Here is a 26,122-nt window from a genome sequence, read left to right on the forward strand (position 1 = left end):
TAGCGTATCTCAGGTCAGCGCCACCTGCCGTGTTTCCGCATTGATCATGGTCGCCGCAATGGCGGCCAGCACCAGCAGCCCGGCAAAGATGCCAATCGCGACCCCAAAACCCTGCGCAATGGCATAACCAAGCAGTGACGGCGCCAGCAGGCCGCCGAGCCTTGCCATGGCGCCCGCAGCGCCCATGCCGGTCGCCCGCGACTCCGTCGGGTAAAGTTCCGGCGTAAAGGCATAAAGCGCACCCCAGGTGCCGAGCAGCGCGAAGCTCATGATGAGAAGCGAGGCGGCAATCATTCCGCCACCGGTGGCAAGGGTGAAGAGCAGGCAACCAAGTGCGGAGAGCAGGCAAAAACCGATCAGCGTCGGCTTGCGACCCCACTTCTCGACGCCATAGGCGGCAAGTGCATAACCGGGGATCTGCGCCAGCGCCACCAGGACCAGAAACCCGTAACCGCGCACGAAACCGAAACCGTCCCCTGCCAGTTTCGCCGGCATCCAGGTGAAAACGCCGTAATAAGAGACGGAAACGAGGAACCAGATTGCGAGGATCATGATGCTGCGCTGCCGGAGCGCAGGTGAAAATATCCCCTGCCCCTTGCCGACGTCAGGCTGGAAAAGCGCGGTTCCGGCATCGAGCGGTTCACAGCCGTTCACCACCAGCATGCGGTTGACGACGGCCTTGGCTTCTTCGGATCGCCCCGTGCGCAGCAGGTAGAGCGGCGATTCCGGCACCAGAAAGCGAAGCCCGAGACCAAGAACGGCCGGGAAAGCCGTCACCGCAAAAATATAGCGCCAGGCATCGGCCACGCCCGCAAGGCTGGCACCCCAAGCCGCCAGTGCCACGATCAGCGTGCCAACAGCCCAGAAACCTTCCAGAAAAACCAGCCAGCGCCCGCGATTTTTGGCAGGCAGGAATTCGGCCATCATCGCATAATCCACCGGCAAAGTGCCGCCCACGGCCGCACCAGTGAGAAAACGCAGGATGAGCAGAATGGTGAAATCGGGTGAAAATATCGAAAGCACGCCGAACAGCGCATCGCAGGCCACGGTGACGATCAGCACCCGGCGGCGCCCATAGCGGTCCGCCAACCGCCCGAAACCAGCAGCACCCAGCAACATACCGAAAAAGAACGCCGTTCCGGTCTGCAGCGCCTGCGGCACCGTCAGGCCGAAGGTCGCGGCAATCGAGGCTGCAGTGAAACCAACCGCCAGAACCTGCATGGCATCCGCCGCCCAGACGAGGCCGAATATGCCCATCAGCCGCCGTTGATAGGCGCCCGCGCCCGCGCGCTCCAGCGCATCGTTCATGGTGATTGCCGTCATATGCTCGCCCCCGTGCCGAAATCGACTTTCACTTGCTATCGTATAGGGGGAGGAAAAGAGAGAGGAAAAAGCCCTTTTAAAGAATTTCTTCAGCCGTAAACCCGAAGAGGCTCCTCAAAACCCTCATCTTCCGCCGCAGCGGCAGGCATGGCGGCCTCGCATTTGCGCCAGCCGATCTTGCCCCTCAGCCGCTGGTGAACGTCATCACCAAGCGGCACCACCAGCACCCGGTTCGGATCGACAGGCCCAGGAAAATCGAGCGCGGCATAAGCGACCTTTTCGAAACCGAGCGGCATGTAATAGGGCGGATCGCCGATCAGAATGACGGCCTCGGAGCCCTTGCGCCTTGCAGCCGCAATGGCGATCCGGACGAGTTCGCGGCCAATGCCCATATTTTTGTGCGAGGGCCGCACCGCAAGCGGGCCAAGCATGTGGCCCTTCACCCCACCGGCCAGAACCGGCGTCATGCGCACCGAAGCGATGGTTTCGCCATCATCGGCGCAAACGAAGGACAGCGACCGGTCATGCGGCCCCTGCTCGCGGATGCGCGCGGCCGCACGGGTATGCCGGCCGGGACCAAATGCTTCTTCGTTGATGAGGTCGATGATGGCGTCGTGCGACGCGTCCTCGGTGAGGTAGACAAGATCGTGCTTGGACATGAAGAGACCGAAACTTCCAGAATACGGATGCGACAATAGATGACGGCTGCGCCGGTGAGGGCGTTCAGGAGCGTCAGCGTCGTCGGAGCATCCGTGGTTCGATCATAGTCAGCAATTTCCTCAGATTTGTGAAAATCGCAATTATCAGGAAAATTCCCGCCCGTCCAGAACAAATCTCGAGGCCATCCCATTCAGCCCGTGCAGGACCGGAAACGCATTGTTCAATACCTTGCGGGTTCGCGGCGTCGCGCAAAGCAGTTAGGATTGCCGTCAAGGAAACAATCAAGGAGATCGTCATGGGCATGCTGGTGGAAGGCGTATGGAAAGACGTCTGGTACGACACCAAGGAAACCAAGGGGCATTTCAAGCGTAGCGCCTCGCAATTCCGCAACTGGGTCACGGTGGATGGCGCAGCCGGCCCTTCCGGAGAGGGCGGTTTTAAGGCGGAGAAGGATCGTTACCACCTCTATGTCTCCTTCGCCTGCCCGTGGGCGCACCGCACGCTGATCTTCCGCAAGCTGAAAAAGCTGGAAGACCTGATCTCGGTCTCCGTGGTTGATCCGCTGATGCTGGAAAACGGCTGGGAATTCAAGCCTGAAGGCGAGCGCACGCCGGGCGCGACGCAGGATCACCTCTTCGGCTCCTCCACGCTCTGGCAGGTCTACATCAAGGCGGACCCCACCTATTCCGGACGCGTCACCGTGCCGGTCCTGTGGGACAAAAAGCGCGGCACCATCGTCTCCAATGAATCGGCGGAAATCATCCGCATGTTCAACGTCGCCTTCAACGATCTCACCGGATCGGACGCGGATTATTATCCCGAGGCGCTGCGCGCCGAGATCGATGCGCTGAACGACGTCATCTACGACACCATCAATAACGGCGTCTACAAGGCCGGTTTCGCCACCACGCAGGATGCCTACCAGCAAAATGCGGTGAAGGTGTTCGAAACGCTGGATATGCTGGAAGACCGCCTGAAAGACCGGCGCTTCCTGTTCGGCTCGGAGCAAACGGAAGCGGACTGGCGCCTGTTCACCACGCTGGTGCGGTTCGACCCCGTCTATGTCGGCCATTTCAAATGCAATATCCGCCGCATCCACGACTATCCGCACCTGACCGGTTACCTGCGCGATCTTTACCAGACGCCGGGCGTGCCCGACACGGTCGACATGCGCCACATCAAGGAACATTATTACCGCAGCCACCGCACCATCAATCCGACCGGCATCGTGCCCATCGGCCCGGAACTGGACCTGACCATGGCCCATGGCCGCGAGGCGCTCTCCTGACGGAAAGCCGCCCGCCGCTACCAATAGTCGGCAATCGCCGCTTCGCCGGCAAGCTCGGCAAGGCGGCGGCGGGTCGCTGGCGTCAATCCCTCGGGCAGGGCTGAGAGTTCGAAAAAGCCGCTTTCGGTGATCTCATGATCCGGTTTTTTCGGCGTCGTCTGGGTGACCTGAAGCCGATAGAGCGCCACATGATCGCGGTTGCTACCTTCCAGATTGAGGTAGACATGGACAAGCTCCGGGATTGAGGCAGCATCGAGATTGCCTTCCTCACGGATCTCCTTGTGCAGTGCCATCAGCAGGGTCTCGCCCCGCTCCACCCCGCCACCCGGAAGATACCAGCCGGGCAGATAGGTATGGCGCACCAGAAAGATCCTGCCCTTTTCATCGAAACAGGCCGCACGCACGCCAAGCGTGGCCCCGCGCGTGAGCAGGAAAACGAAATGCATAAAGCAGATGAAGACACGCCTGTGGAACGGACGGGCCTTCTGCCCTGTTGTCTCGTCATTCACCCTAGTTTCTCCGCGCTGGCAGGCTTTTATTGGACGTGCCACATATCATAGGTTATCTCTGCCGCCATGTTCAAACTTGCGCATATTTCAGACGTCCATTTAGGGCCACTGCCAAAGCTCACTTTCCGGGAACTTGCATCCAAGCGCATCACCGGTTTCGTCAACTGGCACCGCAACCGCCGCAAGCATCTCTTCACCGATACGCTGGAAAAACTGCTCGACGATCTCGAGACCAAATCACCGGATCATCTGGCTATTACCGGCGATCTCGTCAATCTTGCGACCGGCATCGAAATCCGCGCTGCCGCCGACTGGCTGGAGGAAGTGGGCGACCCTGAAAAGACTTCGGTGGTTCCCGGCAACCACGACGCCTATGTGTCCGGCGCGCACGACAAGGCCATGCAGGCCTGGTACCCCTATGTGCGCGGTGACGGTGACCCCGCGGAATGGGATGATGACCGCAAGATTTTCCCCTACATACGCGTGCGCGGCCCCGTCGCCCTGATCGGCTGCTCGACCTCGATTGCGACGCCGCCCTTTTCCGCAACAGGATATTTCGGCAACCGGCAGGCGCGCGCCACGGCGGAACTTCTGAAAAAAGCTGGTGAGCAGGGGCTGTTCCGGGTGGTGATGATCCATCATCCGCCGATCCGGGGTGCGGCTGCCGCCCATAAACGCATGTTCGGCATGCGCCGTTTTGCAGCCGCGCTCGGCGTCGGCGGCGCGGAGCTCGTGCTGCATGGTCATACACATTTGAACACGGTTTACTGGCTGAATACGCATCACGGGGAGGACCACATTCCCGTCGTCGGCATTTCCTCCGCCAGCCAGGGTCCGGGCGGCGAAAAACCGCGCGCGGCCTACAATCTCTTCAACATTTCCGGCGGTCCCGGCACATGGAACGTTGCCTGCGAACGGCACAGCCTCAATGAGACGGGAACGGGTGTGGCGCTTGAGGATATCAGGGTGTTTTATGAGAATGGGCGGCCGCTGGGGTTTTCGCGGTTGGGGGAGTAGGTTCGCCGGCTCGGAGGGTGGGGTTTACCCCCCTCTGCCCTGCCGGGCATCTCCCCCTCAAGGGGGGAGATCGACTCGAGGGTAGGTCTCGCCCATCTCAACGTTTGCGAATGAAATTGCGGTAGCGCCTCCTGCTGATCTCCCCCCTTGAGGGGGAGATGCCCGGCAGGGCAGAGGGGGGTAAGCCCCACCCTCAAAGCAAGCTTACCTCGCCCGCTCTTCCAACACCCGATTGGCCGCCGAAACGATCGCCTCCAGCGACGCAGCCACAATATTCGTATTAACACCCGCCCCGAACAGCTTCCCGCCCGGATGCTCCATCTCGACATAGGCGATGGCCGAAGCATTGGAGCCGTGCTGCAGCGAATGTTCCGAATAATCATTCACCGACAGATCAACCCCGAGATAGACCGACAGCGCATTGATGAACCCGTCGATCGGACCGGTTCCCTTGCCCTCGATGCGCTTCACCTCGCCATTGTCGGTAATCTCGGCGGCGACGATGCGCACGCCCTTGAAATCGCCGGCCGGATAGGTGTGGTGATCCACGAACTTGATGCGGGCATTCGGCTGCGTCACGTAACGCTCGATAAAACGCTCATAGATGCGCTTGGCCGGCAGTTCAACACCCTCTTCATCGGTAATGCGCTGGATGTCCTCACGGAATTCCACCTGCAGGTTGCGCGGCAGGTTGATGCCGTAATCCTGCTGCAGAATATAGGCGATGCCGCCCTTGCCGGACTGCGAATTGATGCGAATGATCGCCTCGTAGGAACGACCGACATCCTTCGGATCGATCGGCAGATAGGGTACTTCCCACACCGGGTGATTGGCGACCTTGATCGCCTTCATGCCCTTGTTGATCGCATCCTGATGAGAGCCGGAGAACGCCGTATAGACCAGTTCGCCGACATAGGGGTGGCGCTCGGGGATCGTCATCTCGTTGGAATATTCATAGACCGCCTTGATGCGCTCGATATCGCGGCAATCCAGTTCCGGATCCACGCCCTGCGTATACATGTTCAGCGCCAGCGTCACGACATCGACATTGCCGGTGCGCTCGCCATTGCCGAACAGCGTGCCTTCGACGCGGTCCGCACCGGCCATCAGAGCGAGCTCCGTCGCAGCGATGCCAGTGCCGCGGTCGTTGTGCGGATGCAGCGAAATGATGACGTTTTCGCGATTGTCGATATTGCGGCACATCCATTCGATCTGGTCGGCATAGATGTTCGGCGTGGCCATTTCGACTGTGGAAGGCAGGTTCAGGATCAGCTTGTTATCCGCCGTCGGCTTCACCACCTCGACCACCGCGTTGCAGATTTCCAGCGCCACTTCCAGCTCGGTGCCGGTAAAGCTTTCCGGAGAATATTCGAAGCGGAAACCGCCGCCGGCCTTGGCCGCCATGTCGGTGATCATCTTGGCGGCATCGACGGCAATCTGCTTGATGCCGTGCACGTCCTTGCCGAATACCACGCGGCGCTGCAATTCCGAGGTGGAGTTGTAGAAGTGGATGATCGGCTTGTTGGCGCCTTCCAGCGCTTCGAAGGTGCGGGTGATCAGTTCCGGACGGCACTGCACCAGCACCTGCAGGGAAACATCCTCAGGCACATTGCCCTGCTCCACGCACCAGCGGGCAAAATCGAAGTCCGTCTGCGAAGCGGAGGGGAAACCGATCTCGATTTCCTTGAAGCCCATTTCGAGCAGCAGCTTGAACATGCGGGCCTTGCGGTCATGGCCCATGGGGTTGACCAGCGACTGGTTGCCGTCACGCAGGTCCACCGAACACCAGATCGGCGCCTTGGTGATGGTCTTGCCCGGCCACGTGCGGTCAGGAATATTGATGGTCGGGTAAGGGCGATACTTGACGTTCGCGTCGTTCATGCCCTTGGAAATAGTGGTGATCTTGCCGTCCATGTCGCTTCCTCCATGCGCAGTCCGCGGGCGTCTGAAGCCATCGGCGGATGCGCGGCCCTTTAGAGCCTAAATCCAGTATAAAATGAGATTTCGAGATGAGGAGCGTTTGCGCCAGCGGGCTTTCGGCCGCCGGGCGCTCCTCACTGGACCCGGCAACCGCGTGTAAGGTCGAGGCTAAGAAGCGAGAGTGCACCGCACGTCGAGGCCTTCGCAGAAATCTGCGCGCTCATGCCGGAAATGGTTGCGATGCTATTGCTCATGGCGACGTGTATAAACAGCGGCCGGCGGTCTGACAAGTGATCTTGTGAGGTGCAGGCTTATTTTCCCGCTCTGCCACTCCCCACCATTTCAGTGTTCCATTCAGCCTAACCACGCTTCACAACCCGCTGCAACGCCATCATCAGCCCTCCGCCGATCAGTCCCCAGAAGGCCCCGGAAACGCCGGCGAAAGAGAGGCCGGATGCCGTGATGAGGAAGGTGATTGCCGCCGCCTCGCGGGTATCCGGCTCCTTGAAGGCTGCCATGGCGGAGCCGGAAAAGGCGCCGACCAGCGCCAGACCCGCCACCGCCTGAATGAGGATGGGCGGCGCCAGCGCCACGAAGGCCGTGACGGCGCCCGCGAGCAGACCGAAGATGATATAGCCGACACCGGCAATGATAGCCGCCCAGTAGCGTCGTTTTGGATCGGGATGGGCATCCTCGCCGGCGCACATCGCGGCCGTGATTGCCGCGAGATTGACCGCATGGCCACCGAACGGCGCTGAAAGCAACGAGAAAAACCCGCTCGCGGCGAAAAGCGGTCCGGGCTGCGGATCGTAGTGGTTGACCTTCAGCACTGCGATGCCGGGGATATTCTGCGAGGCCATGGTGACGATGAAGAGCGGCAGCGCAATGGAGACGACGGCGTGCAGGCTGAAGGTGGGCGTCACCCATTCCATCGGCGGCGTCAGCGATTGCGCCACGCTGTCGAGAGCGCCCGCGGGAATATCGACACCGAAGATCATCACCAGCACAAAGGCTGCAAGCGCTGCGGGCACGGCGAAAAGCCGCCTGAAAGCGCCCACCACGATCCAGGCGAGGATGATGGGCAGGCCAAGCGCCGGGTTGAAACCGATTGCCTTGATCGGCGCGTAACACAGGCCGATGATAACCCCGGAGAGCATGGCATTGGCAAGCGGCGCGGGAATGGAGGCAACGGCCCTTCCGAGCGGCCTGAACAGGCCAGCAATGATGATCAGGATGGCGCAGACGACAAAGCCGCCGACGGCCGCCGGAAAACCACCCTCGATTACCCCCGTGGTTGCCAAGAGGGCGCCACCGGGCGTCGACCAGGCCATGCTGATGGGCATCCTTGTCGCGACGGACAGAATGATCGCACACAGGCCCATCGCCACCGAAAGCACCATCAGCCCCGATGCCGCCTGAAAATCCGTCGCACCGACAGCCTTCAGACCCTGCAATATGACGGCGAAAGAGCTGGCGAAGCCGACAAAGGCGGTCAGGCACCCCATGAACAGGCTCTGGACGGAAAAATCTTTCAGCATGATGCACTCTGCGGCCTGCTGCCCGTCCTAAGAACCGCAGCTGTCTGCAGGGCGACGGGCAGGAACGAAACTTGAAGCGTGACACGCTAATCCCAAGATGGCGACACGCTTTGGATGAAGCATGACTATATTCAGGATCAAAAAAGACAAGGCTTGGCAAGATGAGCCACCGGACTTCAGGTACGGCTGCGTGCAAAACGTCATCAAAGTTTAGCGGCGGGGCGCTAATCCTCCCGGCAACAGCCACAGAGGAACCCTTGCCATGCTCCGCATCGTCACCATTGCCGCCTGCTGCTTCGTGGCCATTCCGGCCGCCGCCCAGACCCTGCCGCCGCCGGCCCTTCTCGGCCAGATCGTCGTGCCTTCGGGCCTCTCCATCAATGGCGTCGCCTTCGGCGGCATTTCGGATCTGGCTTTTGACAGCGAGACCGGTCGTTATTTCGCCATTTCCGATGATCGCGTGGAAAAAGGCCCGGCCCGTTATTACGAGCTGGAACTGGGCCTGACGGAAGGGGTGGCGACGCTGAATATCGCCGCCATGCACGAATTGAAGGACGAAACAGGCGCAGCCTTTGCGCCCAAGGGCATCGATGCGGAAGGCATCGCGCTCGACCGCAAGGACGGCAAGCTCTACTGGTCTTCCGAACGCGACCTGAAGAACCAGCCAGCACTTTATTTCTCCAATCTCGACGGCAGCAATGTCAAACGGCTGGAACTGCCCGACGCCTATCTCGTCGATGAGGCGAAGACCAAGGGCGTGCAGAACAATCTCGGATTCGAAGGCCTGACGGTGACGCCTGGCCGGCTGATCGCCGCGACGGAAAACGCCCTGACCCAGGATGGCCAGAAGGCAACACCGCAGGCCGGCAGCCCGGCCCGCATTCTTGTCATCGACACGGCAACACAGAAGCCTGTCGCCGAACATGTCTACGTCACCGAGGCGATCTCCAAGACGCCTACCGCCGCCGAGCCGAAATATAATGATAACGGCCTCTCCGCCCTCACCGCACTGCCGGATGGCCGCTTCGTGGCGGTTGAGCGCAATTTCGCGTCCGGCGTCGGCAATCATATCCGTTTTTTCATCGTCGACCTCGGCGGTGCGGAAAACATCCTCGGCAAGGACAAGATCGACGTGGCAAATGTGCGCGCCGTATCGAAGACGCCGTGGTTCGAAATCAACGAAGGCGATTTCGGTCTCGACATCGACAATATTGAAAGCCTGGCCTTCGGCCCGGTGGTGGATGGCAAGCAGATTTTCGTCATCGCCTCGGACGATAATTTCAATCCAGGCAAGCAGTTCACCCAGTTTGTGGCCTTTGCCATTCCCGCCAATCTGGGTCAGTAAAGTCGCTCAAGACAGACTGCCGGCGCGGAACTTTCACCGGGCCGGCATCACAAACCGCGGTGAGAAGCAGGCTCACCAGCGCAGCAGGCGTGAACCGGCAAAAGCGCCTATCACGCCGGTCAGGAGAATGCCGAGCGAGTACCAGATCAGCACGAAAGCCATGCCGTTTTCGGTGCAGAACCACGAATAGACCCAGGCCCCAGCCGCACCGGCCGCAAGGCCGGCGGCAAATCCCGCAAGCGTGGGATCGGCGGGAGCCGAATGCCTGAGAACCGTGAAATTCGCCAGAAACAGAGGCAGCGCGAAAGCAACGATCAGGAACGGGCAATGCAGCGCCGATGATCCGAAAATGAGAGTGCGATAGGTGCCCGGCAGGGCAAATCCAAGCTGGACCAGCGCGATCACCGCCATGGCGATAAAGATCACGGCAAGCCAGGCAAACAGGCCGCCTCTGTCGCCATCCGGCCGCGCAAGACGCATGACGGCCAGAAATGCCGTCAGGGCCAGCAGAGCATTATAGGCGGATTTGACCCAGAAACCGGGTTCGGTCATCGCATCGCTCATATCCCTGCGTAGCCCCAGAATCAGGAACATCAACAGGAGCGAGAGGCCGAGTGCCGGCAAGGCTGCGCGCGCCAGCCTGCGCTCCAGCGCAGAAGCGGGGACGGGTTTCAGATCACCCGCCAGTTTTTCGATGATGTCTTCCGTCTTCCTCATATGTCCCCCCGCAACTTTGCCGCCAGGACTTTCAGCGTTCTGTGAATGCCGACCCTCGCCGCAAGCTCGGTCTGGCCGGATTTCTCTGCCGCTTCGGCGATCGACTGGCCTTCGAGCTTCACCCTTCGGATGAGGTCGCGCTGCCGCTCGGGCAATTCATTGAGCAGCCGCTCCACATCCATGCGGGCCGTGACCGCGTCGACGGACGACTCCGCTTCCAGTGTTTCATCGAGTTCGACTTCCGAAAACATGCGCCTCCCCCTGCCCCTGTAGTGATCGATGAGCTTGTAGCGCGCTATCGAGAAGAACCACGCCGTAAACGGTCGCGCACGGTCATAGGTCTCCCGCTTGGCGTGAAGCGACAACAGGGTTTCCTGCACAAGATCTTCCACATCGGCTCGAGCCGCATCGGCCATGCGCCGACCGTAATAGGCAACCAGCAGTCGCCTCAAGGCATGGAGCAAATGCCTGTAGGAGGCTTCGTCCCCATCAAGGGAACGCAGCATCAGCATTTTCAGTGTTTCTTCCGAGGGGCTGCCAGTCATCGTCACTATCGGGTTATTCGCAAATCGGCAGGCTATTGTTACATAGTGGCTTTAAAAAAATCTCGCCCGAACTTGTCGTCACAAACGCGTGAAGATGTAACGACCGGCTGGTCGCATCCGAATGGACAATCGTGAACCCCCGGCACAATGCCGGCGGACACGCAACGACATCCAGAGGAGACCTTCATGACCCGCATCTTTACCGCCATTGCCACCGCCTCCCTCTTTTCCGTTCTGTCCTTTGCAGGCATCGCCCATGCCGACAGCATGAAAACCGATACGATGAAGAAGGATACCATGCATAGTGACATGATGAAGGCGGAAACGATGAAGAAAGACGGCATGTCCATGACCAGCAAAAAAGACTGCATGCACAAGGCCGGCATGCAAAAGGACAAGATGAAAAAGGCCGACATGATGAAGGCCTGCGACACGATGAAATAAGCGCGCAGCCCGGCTGACCAGCGGCGAAACACACCCGCCGGCCTGAACGCAAAAAGCCCGCGCCGGTTCTCACCGATGCGGGCTTTCTCAACTGAAAATCGGAAACTCAGAGTTCCGACTGGCTTTCGACGATCTTGCCGACGAGGCCGTAATCCTTGGCGTCATCAGCGCTCAGCCAGTAATCGCGATCGATATCCTTGGCGATCTTTTCTTCGGTCTGGCCGGTGGCCTTGGAGAAGATCTTGATCAGGCGCTGGTTCATCTTGATGATTTCGCGGGCCTGGATTTCGATGTCGGATGCCATGCCGCGCGTACCGCCGGAGGGTTGGTGCAGCAGGAAGCGGGTGTTCGGCAGGCAAAGGCGACGTTCCTTCGGCACCGAAACATAGATCAGCGCTCCGGCGGAAGCGACCCAGCCCGTGCCGATGATATAGACCTTCGGCTTGATGAACTTGATCATGTCATGGATGGAATCACCCGATTCCACGTGACCGCCCGGCGAATTGACGTAAACGCGAATGTCGTCGTCGCTGGCGGCGGCAAGGGCCACGAGCTGCGTGCAGACCTTCTGCGCCAGTTCCTGCGTGATGCCACCATAGATGAAGATCGAACGCGACTTGAAAAGATTCGCTTCCGTTTCCTTGCCGATCGGCAGTTCCTTGCTCTTGTCGTCTTCGTCTTCGTTCATCAACGGCTCTCCAGCGTAATTCATGCATGCCCTTCGGACATAGTGCGACTTGTTACGTAAGGCAATGAGAGAAAAAGGCAAGGTTTGCCCGCCAACAATAAACACCACCACCGGCAGATGACGCATGGACAGCCTCTTGGCCTTCGAGATATCGTCCCGTGTCTCATTGCCGCGCCGCCCGTGGCGGGAAGCCCAAGATCCCGCTGTGAACGGCAACAATTTCAAGAGGGAATCATGCTGAAAAGACTAAGCCTCGCCGCCGCCGCACTCGGCCTCACCACCCTGCCCGCGTTTGCCCATCTGAACCCGGAAGAACACGGCTCCTTCATGGCTGGTGTTTCCCACCCCTTCTTCGGTGCGGACCATATTCTGGCGATGGTGGCCGTCGGTATCTGGGCCTCGCAGATCGCCTCTGCCCGCAACGACCGCAAGGCGCTGTGGATCGTGCCCGCCGCCTTCGTCGGCACCATGGCCGTCGGCTTCCTGATGGCGGTTTACGGCGTCGAACTTCCCTTCGTCGAACCCGCCATTCTCGCCTCGGTCATCGGCCTTGGCCTGCTGGTGGCCATGGCGGCAAGGCTCCCCACGGCAGCAGCGGCGGCCGTCGTTGGTGCTTTCGCCCTTTTTCACGGCCATGCCCATGGCGGTGAACTCGGTAGCGCGGGTGCCCTGCAATTCGGTATCGGCTTCATGATTGCCACCGCCATCCTGCATCTTGCCGGCATCGCGCTCGGTCTCGGCATCGCCCGTTTCGGCTCGGCCGCAAGCCGCACCGTCGGCGCGCTGACGGCGATTGCGGGCCTCTCGCTTGCCTTTGGCGGTTGAGGATCATTACCGAAATTTAAAATTTGGACCGCTTTGAAAAGCCTGAATTGTGGCCTACCTCCTTATCGTGGATTTACGCTTCACGGTAAGGAGGCAGCATATGTCACCGGAAGAAAGCCAGCTTCTCAAGGGGCTGTTCGACAGGACCAAAACCGCATCCGCCACCCCGCGTGACCGCGAGGCGGAAACATTGATCGCAGACGCCGTGCGCGATCAGCCCGCAGCTCCCTATTATCTCGCCCAGGCGGTGATCGTTCAGGAAAAGGGTCTGGAAGCGGCAGCCGCCCATATCAAACAGCTCGAAGACCGCATCCATGCGCTGGAAAGCGGTGGCAACGCCCCGCAAGCGGCGGCGCAGGGCGGTTTCCTCAGCTCCATCTTCGGCACCGGCCAGCCGCAGCCACCCGCACCGGCACCAGCCCCGGCGGCCGCACCAGGCTCCTGGCGCAACGATACCGCCGGCCAGACTGCCGGACCCTGGGGCGCACCTGCCGCTCAGCAGTCAGCCGGGCCCTGGAGCCAGCAACCCGCCGCCGTCGGACGTTCGGGTGGCGGCTTTTTGCAGGGCGCGCTCGGCACCGCCGCAGGTGTCGCCGGCGGCATGCTGCTTGCCAATTCGCTGAGCGGCATTTTCGGCAGCCACATGTCGTCGCTTGGCCTTGGCTCGCCCTTCGGCGGCGGCAATGTTGCTGGTAACGCGCCCGTCGAGGAAACCGTCATCAACAACTATTACGGCGACAGCGCCAACCCGCAGGATAACAACGATGACGATATCCAGCAGGCCGATTACGACGATAGCGCCGACGACATGGATTCCGATTCAGGCGACGACGGTTCGTTCGCCTGAGCCTGCAATCGCCTGAAAAACCGGATCAGCCGCGACCCCGATACGGTGCAACGCCCTGATCCGGCAGCCATACGCCTTCGGGCGCCGCTCCCGTCTGCCAGAAGACGTCGATCGGGATTCCGCCGCGCGGATACCAGTAGGCGCCGATGCGCAACCATTTCGGCTGCAACAGCTCCACCAGCCGCTTGGCGATATAGACCGAGCAATCCTCATGGAATGCACCGTGATTACGGAAGGATTGCAGGAAGAGCTTCAGCGACTTCGATTCCACCAGAAACTCGCCCGGAATATAGTCGATGACGATATGGGCGAAATCCGGCTGGCCGGTCATCGGGCACAGCGAGGTGAATTCGGGCGCGGTGAAACGCACGACATAATCGGTGCCGGCATTGCCGTTCGGCACCTTTTCAAGAACGGCCTTTTCCGGGCTCTCTGGCGTATCGACCTTCGTGCCCAGCTGCGACAGGCCGGAAACATCCGTCACGGACATGCAAAACTCCTGATTATTCAAAACCGGATCATTGCGACCCGGACTGTTCAAACGATGACTTTGACGCCATGCGCCTTTTCGCCCTCAGGCTCGACGTGAATGGCAAGGCTGGCGCCCGGTATGACGTCCCTTATGGCATCTTCAAGGCGGTCGCAAATATCATGCGCCTCCCGCACCGTCATGCTGGCAGGAACGACCACATGAAAATCGATGAAGGCGGCCGAACCGGCGCGGCGGGTTCTCAGATCATGCACGCCGATGACGCCACCTGAATTTTCGGCGATCGCCTTCTTGATCGCCTCGTCCTCTTCCGGCTCCACCGCCCGGTCCATCAACCCGCCAAGCGAATGAATAATGACCTTGGAACCCTGGAACAGGATGTTGATGGCGACCAGTATGGCAAGCAGCGGATCGAGAATGGCGTAACCCGTCATCAGCGCCAGAACGAGGCCGACAAGAACGCCGACAGAGGTCACGACGTCAGACATGATATGGTGACCGTCAGCCGCAAGCGCGGGTGAAGAATGCTTTTTACCAACACGGATCAGGATCGTCGCCCACACCGCGTTGATCACGCCGGCCATGGCGTTGATGGCCAGACCGAGGGCCGGTGCTTCCGGCAGCCTCGGATTGAAAAGAGCACCCCAGGCCTCCTGCACGATCAGAAGCGCGGCGACGACGATGAGCACGCCTTCCACGACAGCGGAAATATACTCCGCCTTGTGGTGGCCGAACTGGTGGTCGTCATCGGCCGGCTTCTGCGCGTAACGAATGACGAAATAGGCGATGAAGGCCGCGACCACATTGACGGTCGATTCCAGACCATCGGACAGGAGTGCTACCGAGCCCGTGACCCACCAGGCCACGAGCTTGAGACCGAGTACACCGAAAGAAAGCGGGATGCCCCAGAATGCGAGCTTCCTGACCAGCGCATTGCCTTCATTGTTCATTTTCTGCCCCCGTGCGGATGCGAACGAATTGCATGATCGATTGCCAAAACGCACGAACCGCGCGCACGGGGTGGCCGTGCGCGCGGTTCGCTATTGGCTTTTCTATCGTTCAAACCGCAGGCGAGGTCAAGAGCCGGACGGTGAAGGCCCGAACCTCAATCCCCGTTTTTTTGCTCGCAGAAACGGATACGGTTGCCGAACGGATCAATGACTTCCATGACATCGCCCCAGGGCAGTTCTTCAACACCCGGATTGAGGAAGCGATATTTTTTGCCGACCAGTTCCTTCTGAAAGGTGTGAACGCCCCGCATGGTCACGAAGATGTTGGAACCCGGTGTCGCATCACCGTGATGGCCGCTGAGGTGAAGCCCCATTCCGGCCCGCGAAACCTGCATGTAGAGCGGGAAGTTTTCACCAAAACGATGTTCCCAGTCGACCTCGAAACCGAGAAAATCGACATAAAACTCCCGCGCCTTGGCCTCGTCGAAAATTCTGACGATCGGGAATATCCGCTCGAAGCCGATTTCCCCAAAGGTTTGCGTTTCGGCATCGACCACGCTGCCCTACCTCTTTTCAGACCGTAAAATGAAACCGGCCGCAACAGGTGCGGCCGGTACGATCAGCTTATTCGGCTGCGACGATCTTGCCGTCCTGCCACTTGAACAGCGAGAAGGCCTGCGAGGTCAGGTCGCCGTTGTCACCATAGGTGACCTTGCCGATTGCGGTCGGGAAAGCCTCGCCGCTTTTCAGAACCTTGGCGACCGCTTCGGAATCCTTGGCGCTTCCGGCCTTTTCGATACCGGCCTTCAAGACTTCGACGGCGGCATAGGCGTTGAGCGTGAAGGCTTCCGCCGGAATGTTGGCGGCCTTCAGGGCCTCGGCAGCGGCCTTGGAATCATCGTTCTTCAGGGCGTCGGAAGCGTTGGTGAAGATCGTGCCTTCGCCGGCCTTCGCGCCGATGTTCCAGAATTCGCTGTTCGAGAGGCCATCACCGCCGATGACGGCAGCCTTGGAGCCGATATCCTTCAGCTGGCGAACCAGAAGACCAGCTTCCGGATGGTAACCGCCGAAATAGACGATATCAGCATTGTCGGACTTCAGGCGGGCCGTCAGCGCGCCGAGATCCTTTTCGCCAGGTGTCAGCGCATCGTAGAGAACTTCGGTAACGCCGCCGGCATTCAGCGTCGCCTTGAAGGAATCGGCAAGACCCTTACCGTAAGCGCCCTTGTCGTGAATGATGGCGATCTTCTTACCCTTGAGGTTGGCGAGAACGTATTTCGCCGCAACCTCGGCCTGCTGGTCGTCACGACCGCAGGTGCGGAAGACGTTGGAAAGGCCGCGATTGGTCAGGCCCGGCGCGGTCGCCGTCGGTGTGACCATCAGGACGCCGTTTTCGGCAAAGACATCCGATGCCGGAATGGCAACGCCAGATGTCACCGGACCGACGACGAAGTGAATGCCTTCGGCAACCAGCTGGTTGGCCGCGGAAACGCCCTGCTTGGGCTCGCCGCCATCGTCAGCGAGCTTCAGCACGACCTGCTCGCCGAGGATGCCGCCCTTTTTATTGATTTCACTGACTGCCGTCTGGGCGCCATTCTTGACCTGGTCGCCATAGGCAGCAACGGGGCCGGTGAGCGGCGCAATCAGGCCGATGACGATTTCGGCATGGGCAAGGGGTGCGAATGCGAAGGACGCTGCGAGCGTCACGCTGGTCAATGTCTTCAGTTTCATCCTGGTGTCTCCTTAAAAAGGGGTCGCGGACCCGGTGAGCGCCATGGGCGTCGACCGAATGAAACTATCGGACGCCTCCCGGCGAAAACTCGTTCCATGTTTGAATTCCGAGCCTTCCTTTCAACTCATACGGAAGGTTTGATGATTTATGCAAGTCACCTTTGCTGGATAAGCTCTATTAGCGTTAAATCCTTCGCCAGACTGGCCGGGACCGTCCCCTTCTGAACGGGCAAATCGGCCTTGCCTAAATGCTTGGCGTTTGGCCGCCGCTGGAGGATAATACGCCATGATCGCAGCAGATGAAGAGTTTCTGACGGGCCTTCCCGTCTTCCGGCATTTTGAAGACGTGGCAGACCCGGCGCTTTACCGCGCCTTGCCGCCGGGTTGGGGGCTGGCCATTGCCGATATCGTTGATTCGACCGCGGCAATCGGCACCGGCCGATACAAGGCCGTAAACATGGCAGGTGCCGCGGTCATATCAGGCGTATCGAACAGCTTGGGACGTCATGACCTGCCCTTCGTTTTCGGTGGCGATGGCGCCGCCGTTGCCGTGCCGCCCCATGGCCTGCCGGTTGCACGCACCGCCCTTTCGAATGTGCAGCGCTGGGTGAAGGACGATCTCGACCTTGCGATGCGTGTGGCGCTGGTTCCCGTCGAGGATATTCGCAAGAACGGTTTCGATATTCGCGTCGCCCGCTTTCAGGCAAGCGAGGATGTTTCCTACGCCATGTTTTCGGGCGGCGGCAACAGCTGGGCGGAAACGCGGATGAAGGAAGGGCAATATGCCCTGCCCGTAGCCGAAGCAGGCGAGCGACCGGACCTCACGGGACTTTCCTGTCGCTGGAACCCCATTCCCACAAACCACGGCAAGGTGGTGTCGATCATCGCCGTGCCGGGCCCCTCGCGGGACATGTCGGCCTTTCGACAACTGGTCATCGATCTCGTCGATCTCGCAGAGCAGGATGCAAGACACGGTCACCCTGTCCCCGAAGATGGGCCGAAACTCGGTTTCGTGCGTGAGGGTCTTGGCCTCGAGGCCCGTGCCGGCGCTGCCTATCACGATGTCTGGGGAAAGACGCGCCGTTCGCTTCGTATTCTCGGCGAAAACCTGCTTGTCAATTTCCTCGGTGTAACTGGACTATCGCTCGGACGGTTCAGCGCCGCGCATTACCGGCGTTCGGTCGCCAGCAACACCGATTTCAGGAAATTCGACGACGGCCTGAAAATGACTGTCGATATCGATATTACACGGCTCGAAAAAATCCGCTCAAGGCTGGAAGCGGGCCGCCTCTCGGGGAGCTGTTATTATGGCCTGCACGAGCAGGATGCCGCGTTGATGACCTGTATCGTGCCCTCTCCGCTTTCGAAGGATCACATGCATTTCGTCGATGGCGCCGATGGCGGCTATGCCGCTGCGGCAAGCCGCCTCAAGGCGCAGATGCAGGCCGCGGCGGCGAACTGAAAACACCTCAATGCCCCACCAAGACGCTTACGCAGGAAAAAGGCCACTTCAACAAAAAAAACCGGCGTCACGCGCCGGTCTTAATTCACTCATCTTGCCTGGGCTTGCATCGGCCAACGTTAAGCCGCTGTTTTGCTGCTCTTCTGCGCCTGGCAGTAGATGTCCTCAAGTGAAGCGAGGATCTTCTTCACGGATTCGGAGTTGCTGGAATAATAGATGGTCTGCGCATCCCGTCGTGTCTTCACCAGTCGCTGGGCACGCAATTTCGACAAATGCTGCGAAAGAGCAGACTGACTGAGACCAACCTGTGAAGCGAGAACACCAACAGGCACTTCCGTATCCACCAGCGTGCACAAGATCATCAGGCGCTTAGGGTTCGCCATCGCTGAGAGCAAGTCTGCAGCCGCGATGCTATGTTCCGACAGAGATTGATTATCCATACGCTCAAGTCTCCTGATGACAGTCGGAGAGACGGTCATGGTGGCTATTATAGGTGTTCTAAAGGTGTTTTTATAATTCGGTCGATACGTTGTATATACCTAAATCTTGCTTATATCGCGCCCCTTCCAAAGACTATTCTTGACCGATTATTGAGTTAATAAATTGCGCTTAATTTTTTGGCGTTTCGCCTGATTTTATGAAAAGTATAATAAAAATATGTATTAGAAATAGTATTTATAAGAAATAAAAGATTAAAACTTAGACGCCTCTATCTCAAGGCTTGACGCCGGATTTTGGCGCTTCAATCTATTACCACCTTAAATTTAATAGTGAACCAAAGAATCTAGATTAACATTGCGCAATTTTTGCCAAATTTGCAATATGATTTTTATACGTAATTATTTTAATGCATAACTTGTGATATTAAAAAATATTCTTTGCCAGCGTGGGAAGGTATGCTTGTGCTGCACGGACTTTGCCCGAAAAGAAAAAGGGCCTCCATTGAGGAAGCCCTTTGCTCTTGTTCAAAATAGGCGAATCACTATTTCTTGCGGTGTCGCGTCAGCCCCGCCACGACTTCATCCGCCGAAATCGTGCCTATGATCGCGCCATTGTCAACGACGCCGATCGCACCTGCGTGTTTTGACAGCGCATCGAGAATATCGATCAGCGGCGACGAAGGAAGGGCGGTGGCGGCAACAGTCAACCGGCCGCTCCTCTCGTCCACGCCCCTCTTCATCACATCAGCGGCAGTCAGCATGGAAATCGGATTCATGTTCTGCACGAAATCCGCGACATAGGGCGTTGCCGGCTGCCTGACGATCTGCTGCGGGGTTCCGCACTGGATGATGTGCCCACCTTCCATCATGGCGATGCGGTTGCCGATACGGAAGGCCTCATCGAGATCATGGCTGACAAACAGAATGGTTTTCTTCAACCGACTCTGGAATTCGAGGAGTTCGTCCTGAAGGCGGCTTCTGATGAGGGGATCGAGCGCCGAGAACGGCTCGTCCATCAAAAGAATGGGTGCGCCGGTGGCGAAGGCCCGGGCCAGGCCCACACGCTGCTGCATGCCGCCGGAAAGCTCTCCCACCTTGCGGTCGGCCCAGGCGGAAAGGTTTACCAGTTCAAGCTGTTCGGCCACCATGCGTTTGCGCTCGGCTTCCGGCACGCCGGACAGTTCGAGCCCAAAGCCGACATTGTCCGCGACGTTGCGCCAGGGCAGCAGGCCAAATTGCTGGAAGACCATGGAAACCGTGTGCATGCGCAGATCGCGCAGCGCTTTCGCCGGACAACGATAGGGATCGACATAACCGGACTTGGTCTTCACGCTGACACTGCCGCGCACGACGGGCGCAAGCCCGTTGACGGCCCTGACCAGGGTCGACTTGCCAGAACCGGAAAGCCCCATCAGCACAAGGATCTCGCCTTCGCTGACCGAGAGCGAGGCATTGGCGACACCCAGCACCAGCCCGGTCTGCGCATTGATCTCGTCGCGCGTGCTGCCCTTGTCTATCAGCGCCAGCGCCGCGTCCGGCCGGTCGCCGAAGACGATATCGACATTTCCGAAGATAATGGCGTCACTCATAGATCATCCTCCGTACCGGGAAGGCGGAAAAGCCTGTCGAGAACGATCGCCAATATGACGATGCAAAGCCCTGCTTCGAAACCCATGGCGATGTTGACCGTGTTCAAGGCGCGCACAACAGGCACGCCGAGACCATTGGCACCCACCAGGGCGGAAATGACCACCATCGACAGCGACAGCATGATCGTCTGGGTGAGACCGGCCATGATCTGCGGCGCGGCAAATGGAAGTTCGACCTTGCGCAGCACCTGCGATGGCGTTGCGCCGAAGGCGACGGCCGCCTCCACCAGCGCCGGCGGCGTCGAGACGATGCCGAGGCGCGTCAGCCGGACGGGAGCGGGAATGGCGAAGATGACGGTTGCGATCAGCCCCGGAACCATGCCGAGGCCGAACAGCACCAGCGCCGGAATGAGATAAACGAAGGTGGGAATGGTCTGCATCAGATCGAGCGCCGGGCGCATGCCGGCATAGATCCACTTACGCCGTGCCGCCAATATGCCGAGCGGTATGCCGATGATCATGCACACGGCGCTGGCGGCGATGACCAGGGCCAGCGTCTCCGTCGTCGCTTTCCAGTAGCCGAGATTGATGATGAGCAACAGACCGAGTGCGGTGAAGATCGGCATGCCGGCCGAGCGGCGCGTCCAGGCCGAAAGCGCCGTCACGATCGCGACGATGATCAGCGGATGCGGCGCCTGCAGCACGTAGAGCAGGGCGTTGATGACGCTTTGGAAAATGAAAGAGAGCCAATCGAAGAAAAAAGCGAGATTGCCGGTCAGCCAGTCAATGGCCTCCTTGGCATATCGGCCGATAGGCAGGCGGTTTTCAGGAGCGCTGAGCCATTCCACGGTAAGAAAAGACCTTTCGTGAATGAGAGCAATTCCGGCAAAAATGCAGAGCGGTTTTGCGTCCGGAATTGCGCAGACAACAAAGAAGCGGAGCTTTTTCAGTGATCTATTGTCACCGGAATTGCTCCAATACAGAAGCGACGGCCGGCATCGTCTTTGCCGGGCGCGGTGCAGATCCATGGCCTTCGATGCGAGAAAAATTCGCGGGCAAGGTCATGCATGGGCATCGTATTTCCCACTGCATCCGACCTGCCGCGCAGGCCGGGTGCAGTCATGCATCGTCTTGTGGCCTAAAGGCCGAGAGCCTTTTTAACGGCAGGCAGGGCGTCCGCGCTGCCATCCTTTGTCTTGACGTTGGCGAACCAGGGCTCGATCGCCGCCGGATTGGCCTTCAGCCAGGCGGTTGCGGCCGCCTCGCCCTCAAGACCGTCATTCAGGATCTTGCCCATGATCTCGTTTTCCATCGGCAGGGAAAACTCCAGGTTCTTAAGAAACGCGCCGACATTCGGGCATTCTTCGACATATCCCTTGCGGACATTGGTGTAGATCGTCGCACCGCCGAAATTGGGGCCGAAGACGTCGTCGCCGCCGGTCAGGTAGGTCAGCTTGAAATTCGCATTCATCGGATGCGGCTCCCAGCCGAGGAAGACGATCGGCTCGCCGGATTTCTCGGCGCGGGCCACCTGGGAAAGCATGCCCTGCTCGGAGGATTCCACCACCTCGAAGGACTTCAGTCCGAAACTGTCCTTGGCTACCATGTCGAGGATCAGGCGATTGCCGTCATTACCGGGCTCGATGCCATAGATCTTGCCGCCGAGTTCCGCGCTATGGGCGGCAATGTCCTTGAAATCCTTGATGCCGAGTTCGGCACCCTTGGCATTGGTCGCCAGCGTATATTTCGCGCCGGTCAGGTTTTCCCTGAGCGTTTCCACCGATTTGTCGTCGCGGTAGGGCGCTATGTCACCTTCCATGGTCGGCATCCAGTTGCCGAGGAAGACGTCGATGTCCTTGTTTTTCAAGGACGTATAGGTGACGGGTACGGAGAGAAGCTTGACGTCTGTTTCATAGCCAAGGCTTTTCAGAAGCACGGTGGCGGTCGCCGTCGTGGCGGTGATGTCGGTCCAACCAACATCAGAGAAACGCACCGTGCCACAACTTGCCGGTTCGGCGGCAACGGCCGCGCTGAACGTCATGGAGGAGATTGCCGCGGCGAGCGCCAGACAGCGACTTCTATTTGCAAACATTGTTTGCTCCCTGTTTTTTCGTTCCCTTGCCATTATCAATATCTTCCGGCCACAATCAACTCGCGTGCATTTGCGTGCTTTGGACCCCCGTTTGCGACAAAATCGTGAAAATCGCCGCCTTTTCGCAAACCCGATTCGCTGAAACGGCAGCGTGCGGAAATCTGTGTTTTTCCCTCGATGGCACTTTTCAACCCGCTTTTCCGCGGTCAAAACACGCGGCATATGGCATCGGTGCAAACGGGAATCGCTTTCGTGGGACGCGATGTCCGCAAATAGGTTGAAGCATTGCGAAGCGTCCGCAGACGCGAGGCGCTCCGGGAGTGGATCATGGCAAAACTCTATTTCAATTATTCGACGATGAATGCCGGCAAATCGACCATGTTGTTGCAGGCGTCCTATAATTATCAGGAACGCGGCATGCGCACTCTGATCTTCACGGCCGCCTTTGACGATCGGGCCGGCGTTGGCCGCGTTGCCTCGCGTATCGGCCTGTCCTCCGAAGCCCGGACCTTCGATGAAAATACCGACCTGTTCGCCGAGGTAGCGGCATTGCACGCGCAGGCACCTGTCGCCTGCGTCTTCGTCGATGAAGCCAATTTCCTCTCCGAGCACCATGTCTGGCAACTTGCCAACATTGCCGACCGGCTGAACATTCCGGTCATGACCTATGGCCTGCGGACGGATTTCCAGGGCAAGCTCTTCCCGGCCTCGAAGGAACTGCTCGCCATTGCCGACGAGCTTCGCGAAATCCGCACCATCTGCCATTGCGGCCGCAAGGCGACGATGGTGGCCCGCTTCGACAGCGAAGGAAAGGTCGTGACCGAAGGCGCCCAGATCGAAGTTGGCGGCAACGGGAAATACGTTTCCTTCTGCCGCCGCCACTGGGTGGAAACATTTAACTGCAGTTGACCCGCTGCGTCCGGTTGCCGCATTTGATTTTTCGCAAAGATGGCCTGTCCGCTCCTGCGCTAAGACGACGGGGACACATTCGCGTGGATGTGCTTTCTCTCAGGAGCAGAATTATGCTGAACAGAACTGCCAAATTCGCCGGCCTCGCCATCGTCGCCGCTCTTTGCGCTTTTCCCGCCTTGTCCGCCGAAATCGAAGTGAAGATGCTCAACAAGGGCAGCGACGGTCAGGCGATGGTCTTTGAACCTGCAACCGTCAAGGCCGCCGTCGGCGACGTCATCACTTTCGTGCCGGTCGACAAGGGCCATGATGCGGCAGCCGTGAAGGACATGATCCCCGAGGGTGTTGCAGAGTTCAAGGGCAAGATGAACGAAGCGGTGAAGATCACGGTCGAGAAGGAAGGTGCTTATGTCGTCAAATGCACCCCGCATCTCGGCATGGGCATGATCGCGCTCGTCGTTGTCGGCGATGCGACACCCGCCAATCTGGACGTCGTCAAGAACGGCAAACTGCCGAAAAAGGCACGCGACCGGCTGAACGAGGAGATCGCCAAGCTCGGCCTCTAACCTCATATCGCCTCGGTCCCGCACCGGCCTCGTTGATCCGGCATCATCGAAATGCCGCAACATCAGGCGCGGACCGCAGGTTGAGAAAAGTTTCGCAATCATGTTGTATCCCGGTTGACCGGGACATATCTGGAAGACAGTAAATGGCCGCGGTTGACAGGGAACGCCAAAGGCACCCTGCCGAACCGCGGATTTTTCTTGCCGCATCCGGCCCACGGGCAGAGGAGACGATGACGACATGATAGACCGGATCACCGCTTTGATTCAGGCAGGTTTCAGCGCTATCGGCAAGGCTGCCGGTCTTCTCGTCGCATGGCTTTTATGGCCCTTCATGGCCGCGCATGGCTGGTACAGCGGCCGCAACTGGCTCATCAAGGGCCCAATTGCTCTGATCGCCATCCTGCTGGCCGGTTTCTACGGATATTTCGTCTGGCAAACCCAGGTCTGGACGAATTTCGATCCGGATTACATTTCCCGCTACAAACTTGCCGAACGCACCGTGCCCCCCGGACAGGAATTGCCGGCCGTAACTCCGGCTGCTGCCGCCGGCGCAACCGGTGTTGCAGCAAACACCTCCGCACCCGTGTGCCAGCGCTCGGCCATCGTGGATGCTGCCGTCGACCTTACCGACTTCAACGTCAACCAGAATGCATGGATTTCCTCCATGCTGCTCTATCGCCTCGGCCTCTTTGGTATGGACTGGGACAGCACACCGTTTCTCGATAACAAGGCCTCGTTCCAGCGCGGCGTGAACCAGGCTGTGCGCCGCACCTCGGTGGAGCTGGTAGATACGCTCGGCCGCGTGCGCGGCACCTCGGGTATCAATAACAATCTCCAGGAAGCGCGTGGCAACATGCAGTTCAGCGAATATTCCTGGTATTTCGGCCTCGATCCCTTCGGCCCGAAGACGCCGACCCCCAGCTATTACCGCGCCGCCATCCGCAGCTTCCAGGCCTTCAACGGCGAACTCACCGCCTGCAAAGCCGTCTTCGATACCCGCGCCGACAACCTGATCCAGTTCATCGACCGTATCGCAGGCGATATCGGTTCCACGTCTGCAATTCTGCGCGAACGTTCGGAAAACTATAATGGCGGCTGGTTCGACACGCGTGCCGATGACCGCTTCTGGTTCGCCTATGGCCAGCTTTATGGTTATTACGGCGTGCTTTCCGCCGCCGGCTCCGACTTTGCGCAGGTCATCCGCGAACGCAACCTGACCAACCTCTGGAACGACACGCTGTCGCAGACCCGCGCGGCGCTGCGCATCCAGCCGGCCATCATTTCCAACGGCGAGGAAAGCGGCTGGCTCATGCCGTCGCACCTCGCCACCATGGGATTTTATGTTCTGCGGGTGCGCTCGAACCTCGTCGAGCTTCGCTCGGTTCTCGACCGTTGATAAGGAGGCCGGCCCGCTGTCCGGCCGGCTTACTCTATCAGCCGCAGACGGATGGTCTTCGCCACCAGCTGTGTGCGGTTGACGCAATCGAGCTTGCGCATGGCGTTGTTCATGTAGGTATTGACCGTGTGCTCCGAGATGGAGAGAAGCTCGGCGATCTCCACCGAGGTCTTCCCCTGCGCCGTCCAGCGCACCACATCGAGCTCCCGCTTCGTCAAAGGCGACGGCCCTTTCGAAGCGACGCGGCAAAGGCGGTCATAGGTTTCCAGCGCATGCAGCGCGATCATGCAAAGTTCGTTCAGAGATGCCTGCGGCAGGGTATCGCGGTCGCCTGCGAAATTCATCAGATGCCGGTTTCCGGACATGCCATTCACCGGCACCATGAGACCGGACGTAATGCCCATGCTGCCCACCGAGTTCACCGCATCCACCAGCGATCCGCAGGCCATCTCCGGGTCTTCCAGCGACCAATATTGCGGCATCATCGATGAGGCGCCACGCTTGATGACCGGACAGTCCCCAAGCGCACCATCCTTGGTCATCGCATTCACGACCCAGACCGGCAGGCTGCTTTCAACAACCAACGGCAAAGCAAAGGCGTTCTGTCCACCTGGTAACCTCAGGAGGGTCACATGGGCATAACCAAACGCATGCATGACCTCCTGCAGCGCCTCCAGCCATTGGGATTTGTCGGCGGCGGCCGACAGATCCCGGCATAGTCTGGCCTGACGCTCCGTCTTCACCATTCACGCACCGCCGCCATACCGGGCTGGCCGGAGCAAAAAACACGCAAGCGGGTCAAACGGGGGGCGACCTTCATAACAAGCGGAC

The 26,122-nt window shown here is 59.3% G+C and carries 27 protein-coding genes; 10 read left to right on the top strand and 17 right to left on the bottom strand.

Annotation, left to right across the window (positions count from 1 at the left end):
* Positions 1-9 precede the first annotated feature (9 nt).
* Together GSF67_RS10425 and GSF67_RS10430 are read right to left on the bottom strand one after the other, a co-directional pair.
* Positions 10-1,323, bottom strand: coding sequence for an MFS transporter (locus GSF67_RS10425; RefSeq protein WP_006311211.1), 1,314 nt, complete (start codon positions 1,321-1,323; stop codon positions 10-12).
* 89 nt (positions 1,324-1,412) lie between these two features.
* Positions 1,413-1,982 (bottom strand): GNAT family N-acetyltransferase, encoded by a 570-nt coding sequence (locus GSF67_RS10430; protein WP_006311213.1) that lies wholly within the window; start codon positions 1,980-1,982, stop codon positions 1,413-1,415.
* Between the two features lie 296 nt (positions 1,983-2,278).
* On the opposite strand from GSF67_RS10430, the gene GSF67_RS10435 reads away from it, so the two are divergent.
* Positions 2,279-3,271, top strand: a complete 993-nt coding sequence (locus GSF67_RS10435; protein ID WP_006311215.1) for a glutathione S-transferase family protein — start codon at positions 2,279-2,281, stop codon at positions 3,269-3,271.
* Positions 3,272-3,288: 17 nt separating this feature from the next.
* On the opposite strand, the gene GSF67_RS10440 is transcribed toward GSF67_RS10435, so the two are convergent.
* On the bottom strand, positions 3,289-3,780 hold the full coding sequence (locus GSF67_RS10440) for an NUDIX domain-containing protein (RefSeq protein ID WP_006311217.1): 492 nt from the start codon (positions 3,778-3,780) through the stop codon (positions 3,289-3,291).
* 66 nt (positions 3,781-3,846) lie between these two features.
* Here GSF67_RS10440 and GSF67_RS10445 point away from each other — a divergent pair, with 66 nt between their 5' ends.
* Complete coding sequence (locus tag GSF67_RS10445) at positions 3,847-4,797, top strand: metallophosphoesterase (protein WP_006311219.1); 951 nt, start codon at positions 3,847-3,849, stop codon at positions 4,795-4,797.
* Positions 4,798-5,001: 204 nt separating this feature from the next.
* On the opposite strand, the gene leuA is transcribed toward GSF67_RS10445, so the two are convergent.
* Positions 5,002-6,711, bottom strand: a complete 1,710-nt coding sequence (gene leuA / locus GSF67_RS10450; RefSeq protein ID WP_006314619.1) for a 2-isopropylmalate synthase — start codon at positions 6,709-6,711, stop codon at positions 5,002-5,004.
* Between the two features lie 365 nt (positions 6,712-7,076).
* Entirely contained in the window at positions 7,077-8,255 is a 1,179-nt protein-coding gene (locus GSF67_RS10455) for a benzoate/H(+) symporter BenE family transporter (RefSeq protein WP_006314620.1), read from the bottom strand.
* Between the two features lie 262 nt (positions 8,256-8,517).
* Here GSF67_RS10455 and GSF67_RS10460 point away from each other — a divergent pair, with 262 nt between their 5' ends.
* A complete protein-coding gene (locus GSF67_RS10460; RefSeq protein WP_006314622.1) occupies positions 8,518-9,600 on the top strand; it encodes an esterase-like activity of phytase family protein in 1,083 nt (360 codons plus the stop codon).
* A 72-nt stretch (positions 9,601-9,672) separates the two neighbouring features.
* Here the strand turns inward: GSF67_RS10460 and GSF67_RS10465 are convergent, their stop codons facing one another.
* Both GSF67_RS10465 and GSF67_RS10470 read right to left on the bottom strand, forming a co-directional pair.
* On the bottom strand, positions 9,673-10,317 hold the full coding sequence (locus GSF67_RS10465; RefSeq protein ID WP_006314624.1) for an NrsF family protein: 645 nt from the start codon (positions 10,315-10,317) through the stop codon (positions 9,673-9,675).
* On the bottom strand, positions 10,314-10,829 hold the full coding sequence (locus GSF67_RS10470) for a sigma-70 family RNA polymerase sigma factor (RefSeq protein WP_006314625.1): 516 nt from the start codon (positions 10,827-10,829) through the stop codon (positions 10,314-10,316). The genes GSF67_RS10465 and GSF67_RS10470 overlap by 4 nt, the downstream gene beginning before the upstream one ends.
* Positions 10,830-11,048: 219 nt before the next feature.
* On the opposite strand from GSF67_RS10470, the gene GSF67_RS10475 reads away from it, so the two are divergent.
* The gene (locus GSF67_RS10475) at positions 11,049-11,306 is read left to right on the top strand and encodes a pentapeptide MXKDX repeat protein (protein ID WP_006314626.1); all 258 of its coding nucleotides are present in this window, start codon (positions 11,049-11,051) and stop codon (positions 11,304-11,306) included.
* A gap of 106 nt (positions 11,307-11,412) precedes the next feature.
* On the opposite strand, the gene GSF67_RS10480 is transcribed toward GSF67_RS10475, so the two are convergent.
* On the bottom strand, positions 11,413-11,994 hold the full coding sequence (locus tag GSF67_RS10480) for an ATP-dependent Clp protease proteolytic subunit (protein ID WP_006314627.1): 582 nt from the start codon (positions 11,992-11,994) through the stop codon (positions 11,413-11,415).
* A gap of 234 nt (positions 11,995-12,228) precedes the next feature.
* Between GSF67_RS10480 and GSF67_RS10485 the strand changes: the two genes are divergently transcribed.
* Both GSF67_RS10485 and GSF67_RS10490 read left to right on the top strand, forming a co-directional pair.
* Positions 12,229-12,819: a HupE/UreJ family protein gene (locus GSF67_RS10485; protein WP_006314628.1), complete on the top strand. Its 591-nt coding sequence runs from the start codon at positions 12,229-12,231 to the stop codon at positions 12,817-12,819.
* A 100-nt stretch (positions 12,820-12,919) separates the two neighbouring features.
* Entirely contained in the window at positions 12,920-13,666 is a 747-nt protein-coding gene (locus GSF67_RS10490; RefSeq protein ID WP_006314629.1) for a DUF2076 domain-containing protein, read from the top strand.
* A gap of 25 nt (positions 13,667-13,691) precedes the next feature.
* On the opposite strand, the gene queF is transcribed toward GSF67_RS10490, so the two are convergent.
* The 4 genes from queF to GSF67_RS10510 all read right to left on the bottom strand — a co-directional run bounded on the left by queF (position 13,692) and on the right by GSF67_RS10510 (position 16,837).
* Positions 13,692-14,156, bottom strand: coding sequence for a preQ(1) synthase (queF, locus tag GSF67_RS10495; RefSeq protein ID WP_006314630.1), 465 nt, complete (start codon positions 14,154-14,156; stop codon positions 13,692-13,694).
* A gap of 47 nt (positions 14,157-14,203) precedes the next feature.
* Entirely contained in the window at positions 14,204-15,106 is a 903-nt protein-coding gene (locus tag GSF67_RS10500) for a cation diffusion facilitator family transporter (protein ID WP_006314631.1), read from the bottom strand.
* A 155-nt stretch (positions 15,107-15,261) separates the two neighbouring features.
* On the bottom strand, positions 15,262-15,663 hold the full coding sequence (locus tag GSF67_RS10505) for a glyoxalase superfamily protein (protein WP_006314632.1): 402 nt from the start codon (positions 15,661-15,663) through the stop codon (positions 15,262-15,264).
* A gap of 67 nt (positions 15,664-15,730) precedes the next feature.
* On the bottom strand, positions 15,731-16,837 hold the full coding sequence (locus GSF67_RS10510) for a branched-chain amino acid ABC transporter substrate-binding protein (RefSeq protein WP_006314633.1): 1,107 nt from the start codon (positions 16,835-16,837) through the stop codon (positions 15,731-15,733).
* A 286-nt stretch (positions 16,838-17,123) separates the two neighbouring features.
* Between GSF67_RS10510 and GSF67_RS10515 the strand changes: the two genes are divergently transcribed.
* The gene (locus tag GSF67_RS10515; protein WP_006314635.1) at positions 17,124-18,299 is read left to right on the top strand and encodes a DUF3095 domain-containing protein; all 1,176 of its coding nucleotides are present in this window, start codon (positions 17,124-17,126) and stop codon (positions 18,297-18,299) included.
* 119 nt (positions 18,300-18,418) lie between these two features.
* On the opposite strand, the gene GSF67_RS10520 is transcribed toward GSF67_RS10515, so the two are convergent.
* The 4 genes from GSF67_RS10520 to GSF67_RS10535 all read right to left on the bottom strand — a co-directional run bounded on the left by GSF67_RS10520 (position 18,419) and on the right by GSF67_RS10535 (position 22,369).
* Positions 18,419-18,739: a helix-turn-helix transcriptional regulator gene (locus tag GSF67_RS10520; protein ID WP_006314636.1), complete on the bottom strand. Its 321-nt coding sequence runs from the start codon at positions 18,737-18,739 to the stop codon at positions 18,419-18,421.
* A gap of 542 nt (positions 18,740-19,281) precedes the next feature.
* Positions 19,282-20,328: a choline ABC transporter ATP-binding protein gene (gene choV, locus GSF67_RS10525; RefSeq protein WP_006314637.1), complete on the bottom strand. Its 1,047-nt coding sequence runs from the start codon at positions 20,326-20,328 to the stop codon at positions 19,282-19,284.
* Positions 20,325-21,176, bottom strand: coding sequence for a choline ABC transporter permease subunit (gene choW, locus GSF67_RS10530; protein WP_035216112.1), 852 nt, complete (start codon positions 21,174-21,176; stop codon positions 20,325-20,327). Before choW ends, choV begins: the two co-directional genes overlap by 4 nt.
* Before the next feature lie 290 nt (positions 21,177-21,466).
* Positions 21,467-22,369, bottom strand: coding sequence for a choline ABC transporter substrate-binding protein (locus GSF67_RS10535; RefSeq protein ID WP_371814443.1), 903 nt, complete (start codon positions 22,367-22,369; stop codon positions 21,467-21,469).
* A gap of 378 nt (positions 22,370-22,747) precedes the next feature.
* Between GSF67_RS10535 and GSF67_RS10540 the strand changes: the two genes are divergently transcribed.
* The 3 genes from GSF67_RS10540 (at position 22,748) to GSF67_RS10550 (ending at position 25,291) form a co-directional block, all read left to right on the top strand.
* On the top strand, positions 22,748-23,329 hold the full coding sequence (locus GSF67_RS10540) for a thymidine kinase (protein ID WP_006314642.1): 582 nt from the start codon (positions 22,748-22,750) through the stop codon (positions 23,327-23,329).
* Between the two features lie 113 nt (positions 23,330-23,442).
* Entirely contained in the window at positions 23,443-23,895 is a 453-nt protein-coding gene (locus GSF67_RS10545; protein WP_006314643.1) for a pseudoazurin, read from the top strand.
* Between the two features lie 238 nt (positions 23,896-24,133).
* Positions 24,134-25,291, top strand: a complete 1,158-nt coding sequence (locus GSF67_RS10550) for a DUF2333 family protein (protein WP_006314644.1) — start codon at positions 24,134-24,136, stop codon at positions 25,289-25,291.
* Positions 25,292-25,320: 29 nt separating this feature from the next.
* Here GSF67_RS10550 and GSF67_RS10555 read toward each other — a convergent pair whose 3' ends face one another.
* Positions 25,321-26,037: a LuxR family transcriptional regulator gene (locus GSF67_RS10555; protein ID WP_006314645.1), complete on the bottom strand. Its 717-nt coding sequence runs from the start codon at positions 26,035-26,037 to the stop codon at positions 25,321-25,323.
* Between the last annotated feature and the right edge of the window lie 85 nt (positions 26,038-26,122).

This window comes from Agrobacterium sp. CGMCC 11546 (assembly GCF_013365515.1).
Classification (GTDB): domain Bacteria; phylum Pseudomonadota; class Alphaproteobacteria; order Rhizobiales; family Rhizobiaceae; genus Agrobacterium; species Agrobacterium fabrum.

Coding starts and splice junctions, on each gene's coding strand:
- GSF67_RS10490 (WP_006314629.1), top strand. CDS start 12,920: ATGTCACCGGAAGAAAGCCAGCTTCTCAAGGGGCTGTTCGACAGGACC.
- GSF67_RS10470 (WP_006314625.1), bottom strand. CDS start 10,829: ATGCTGATGCTGCGTTCCCTTGATGGGGACGAAGCCTCCTACAGGCAT.
- GSF67_RS10510 (WP_006314633.1), bottom strand. CDS start 16,837: ATGAAACTGAAGACATTGACCAGCGTGACGCTCGCAGCGTCCTTCGCA.
- GSF67_RS10480 (WP_006314627.1), bottom strand. CDS start 11,994: ATGAACGAAGACGAAGACGACAAGAGCAAGGAACTGCCGATCGGCAAG.
- GSF67_RS10430 (WP_006311213.1), bottom strand. CDS start 1,982: ATGTCCAAGCACGATCTTGTCTACCTCACCGAGGACGCGTCGCACGAC.
- GSF67_RS10465 (WP_006314624.1), bottom strand. CDS start 10,317: ATGAGGAAGACGGAAGACATCATCGAAAAACTGGCGGGTGATCTGAAA.
- queF (WP_006314630.1), bottom strand. CDS start 14,156: ATGTCCGTGACGGATGTTTCCGGCCTGTCGCAGCTGGGCACGAAGGTC.
- GSF67_RS10445 (WP_006311219.1), top strand. CDS start 3,847: ATGTTCAAACTTGCGCATATTTCAGACGTCCATTTAGGGCCACTGCCA.
- GSF67_RS10545 (WP_006314643.1), top strand. CDS start 23,443: ATGCTGAACAGAACTGCCAAATTCGCCGGCCTCGCCATCGTCGCCGCT.
- GSF67_RS10425 (WP_006311211.1), bottom strand. CDS start 1,323: ATGACGGCAATCACCATGAACGATGCGCTGGAGCGCGCGGGCGCGGGC.
- GSF67_RS10555 (WP_006314645.1), bottom strand. CDS start 26,037: ATGGTGAAGACGGAGCGTCAGGCCAGACTATGCCGGGATCTGTCGGCC.
- GSF67_RS10535 (WP_371814443.1), bottom strand. CDS start 22,369: ATGACGTTCAGCGCGGCCGTTGCCGCCGAACCGGCAAGTTGTGGCACG.
- GSF67_RS10540 (WP_006314642.1), top strand. CDS start 22,748: ATGGCAAAACTCTATTTCAATTATTCGACGATGAATGCCGGCAAATCG.
- GSF67_RS10520 (WP_006314636.1), bottom strand. CDS start 18,739: ATGGATAATCAATCTCTGTCGGAACATAGCATCGCGGCTGCAGACTTG.
- GSF67_RS10455 (WP_006314620.1), bottom strand. CDS start 8,255: ATGCTGAAAGATTTTTCCGTCCAGAGCCTGTTCATGGGGTGCCTGACC.
- GSF67_RS10550 (WP_006314644.1), top strand. CDS start 24,134: ATGATAGACCGGATCACCGCTTTGATTCAGGCAGGTTTCAGCGCTATC.
- GSF67_RS10485 (WP_006314628.1), top strand. CDS start 12,229: ATGCTGAAAAGACTAAGCCTCGCCGCCGCCGCACTCGGCCTCACCACC.
- GSF67_RS10475 (WP_006314626.1), top strand. CDS start 11,049: ATGACCCGCATCTTTACCGCCATTGCCACCGCCTCCCTCTTTTCCGTT.
- GSF67_RS10435 (WP_006311215.1), top strand. CDS start 2,279: ATGGGCATGCTGGTGGAAGGCGTATGGAAAGACGTCTGGTACGACACC.
- GSF67_RS10500 (WP_006314631.1), bottom strand. CDS start 15,106: ATGAACAATGAAGGCAATGCGCTGGTCAGGAAGCTCGCATTCTGGGGC.
- GSF67_RS10460 (WP_006314622.1), top strand. CDS start 8,518: ATGCTCCGCATCGTCACCATTGCCGCCTGCTGCTTCGTGGCCATTCCG.
- leuA (WP_006314619.1), bottom strand. CDS start 6,711: ATGGACGGCAAGATCACCACTATTTCCAAGGGCATGAACGACGCGAAC.
- GSF67_RS10515 (WP_006314635.1), top strand. CDS start 17,124: ATGATCGCAGCAGATGAAGAGTTTCTGACGGGCCTTCCCGTCTTCCGG.
- choV (WP_006314637.1), bottom strand. CDS start 20,328: ATGAGTGACGCCATTATCTTCGGAAATGTCGATATCGTCTTCGGCGAC.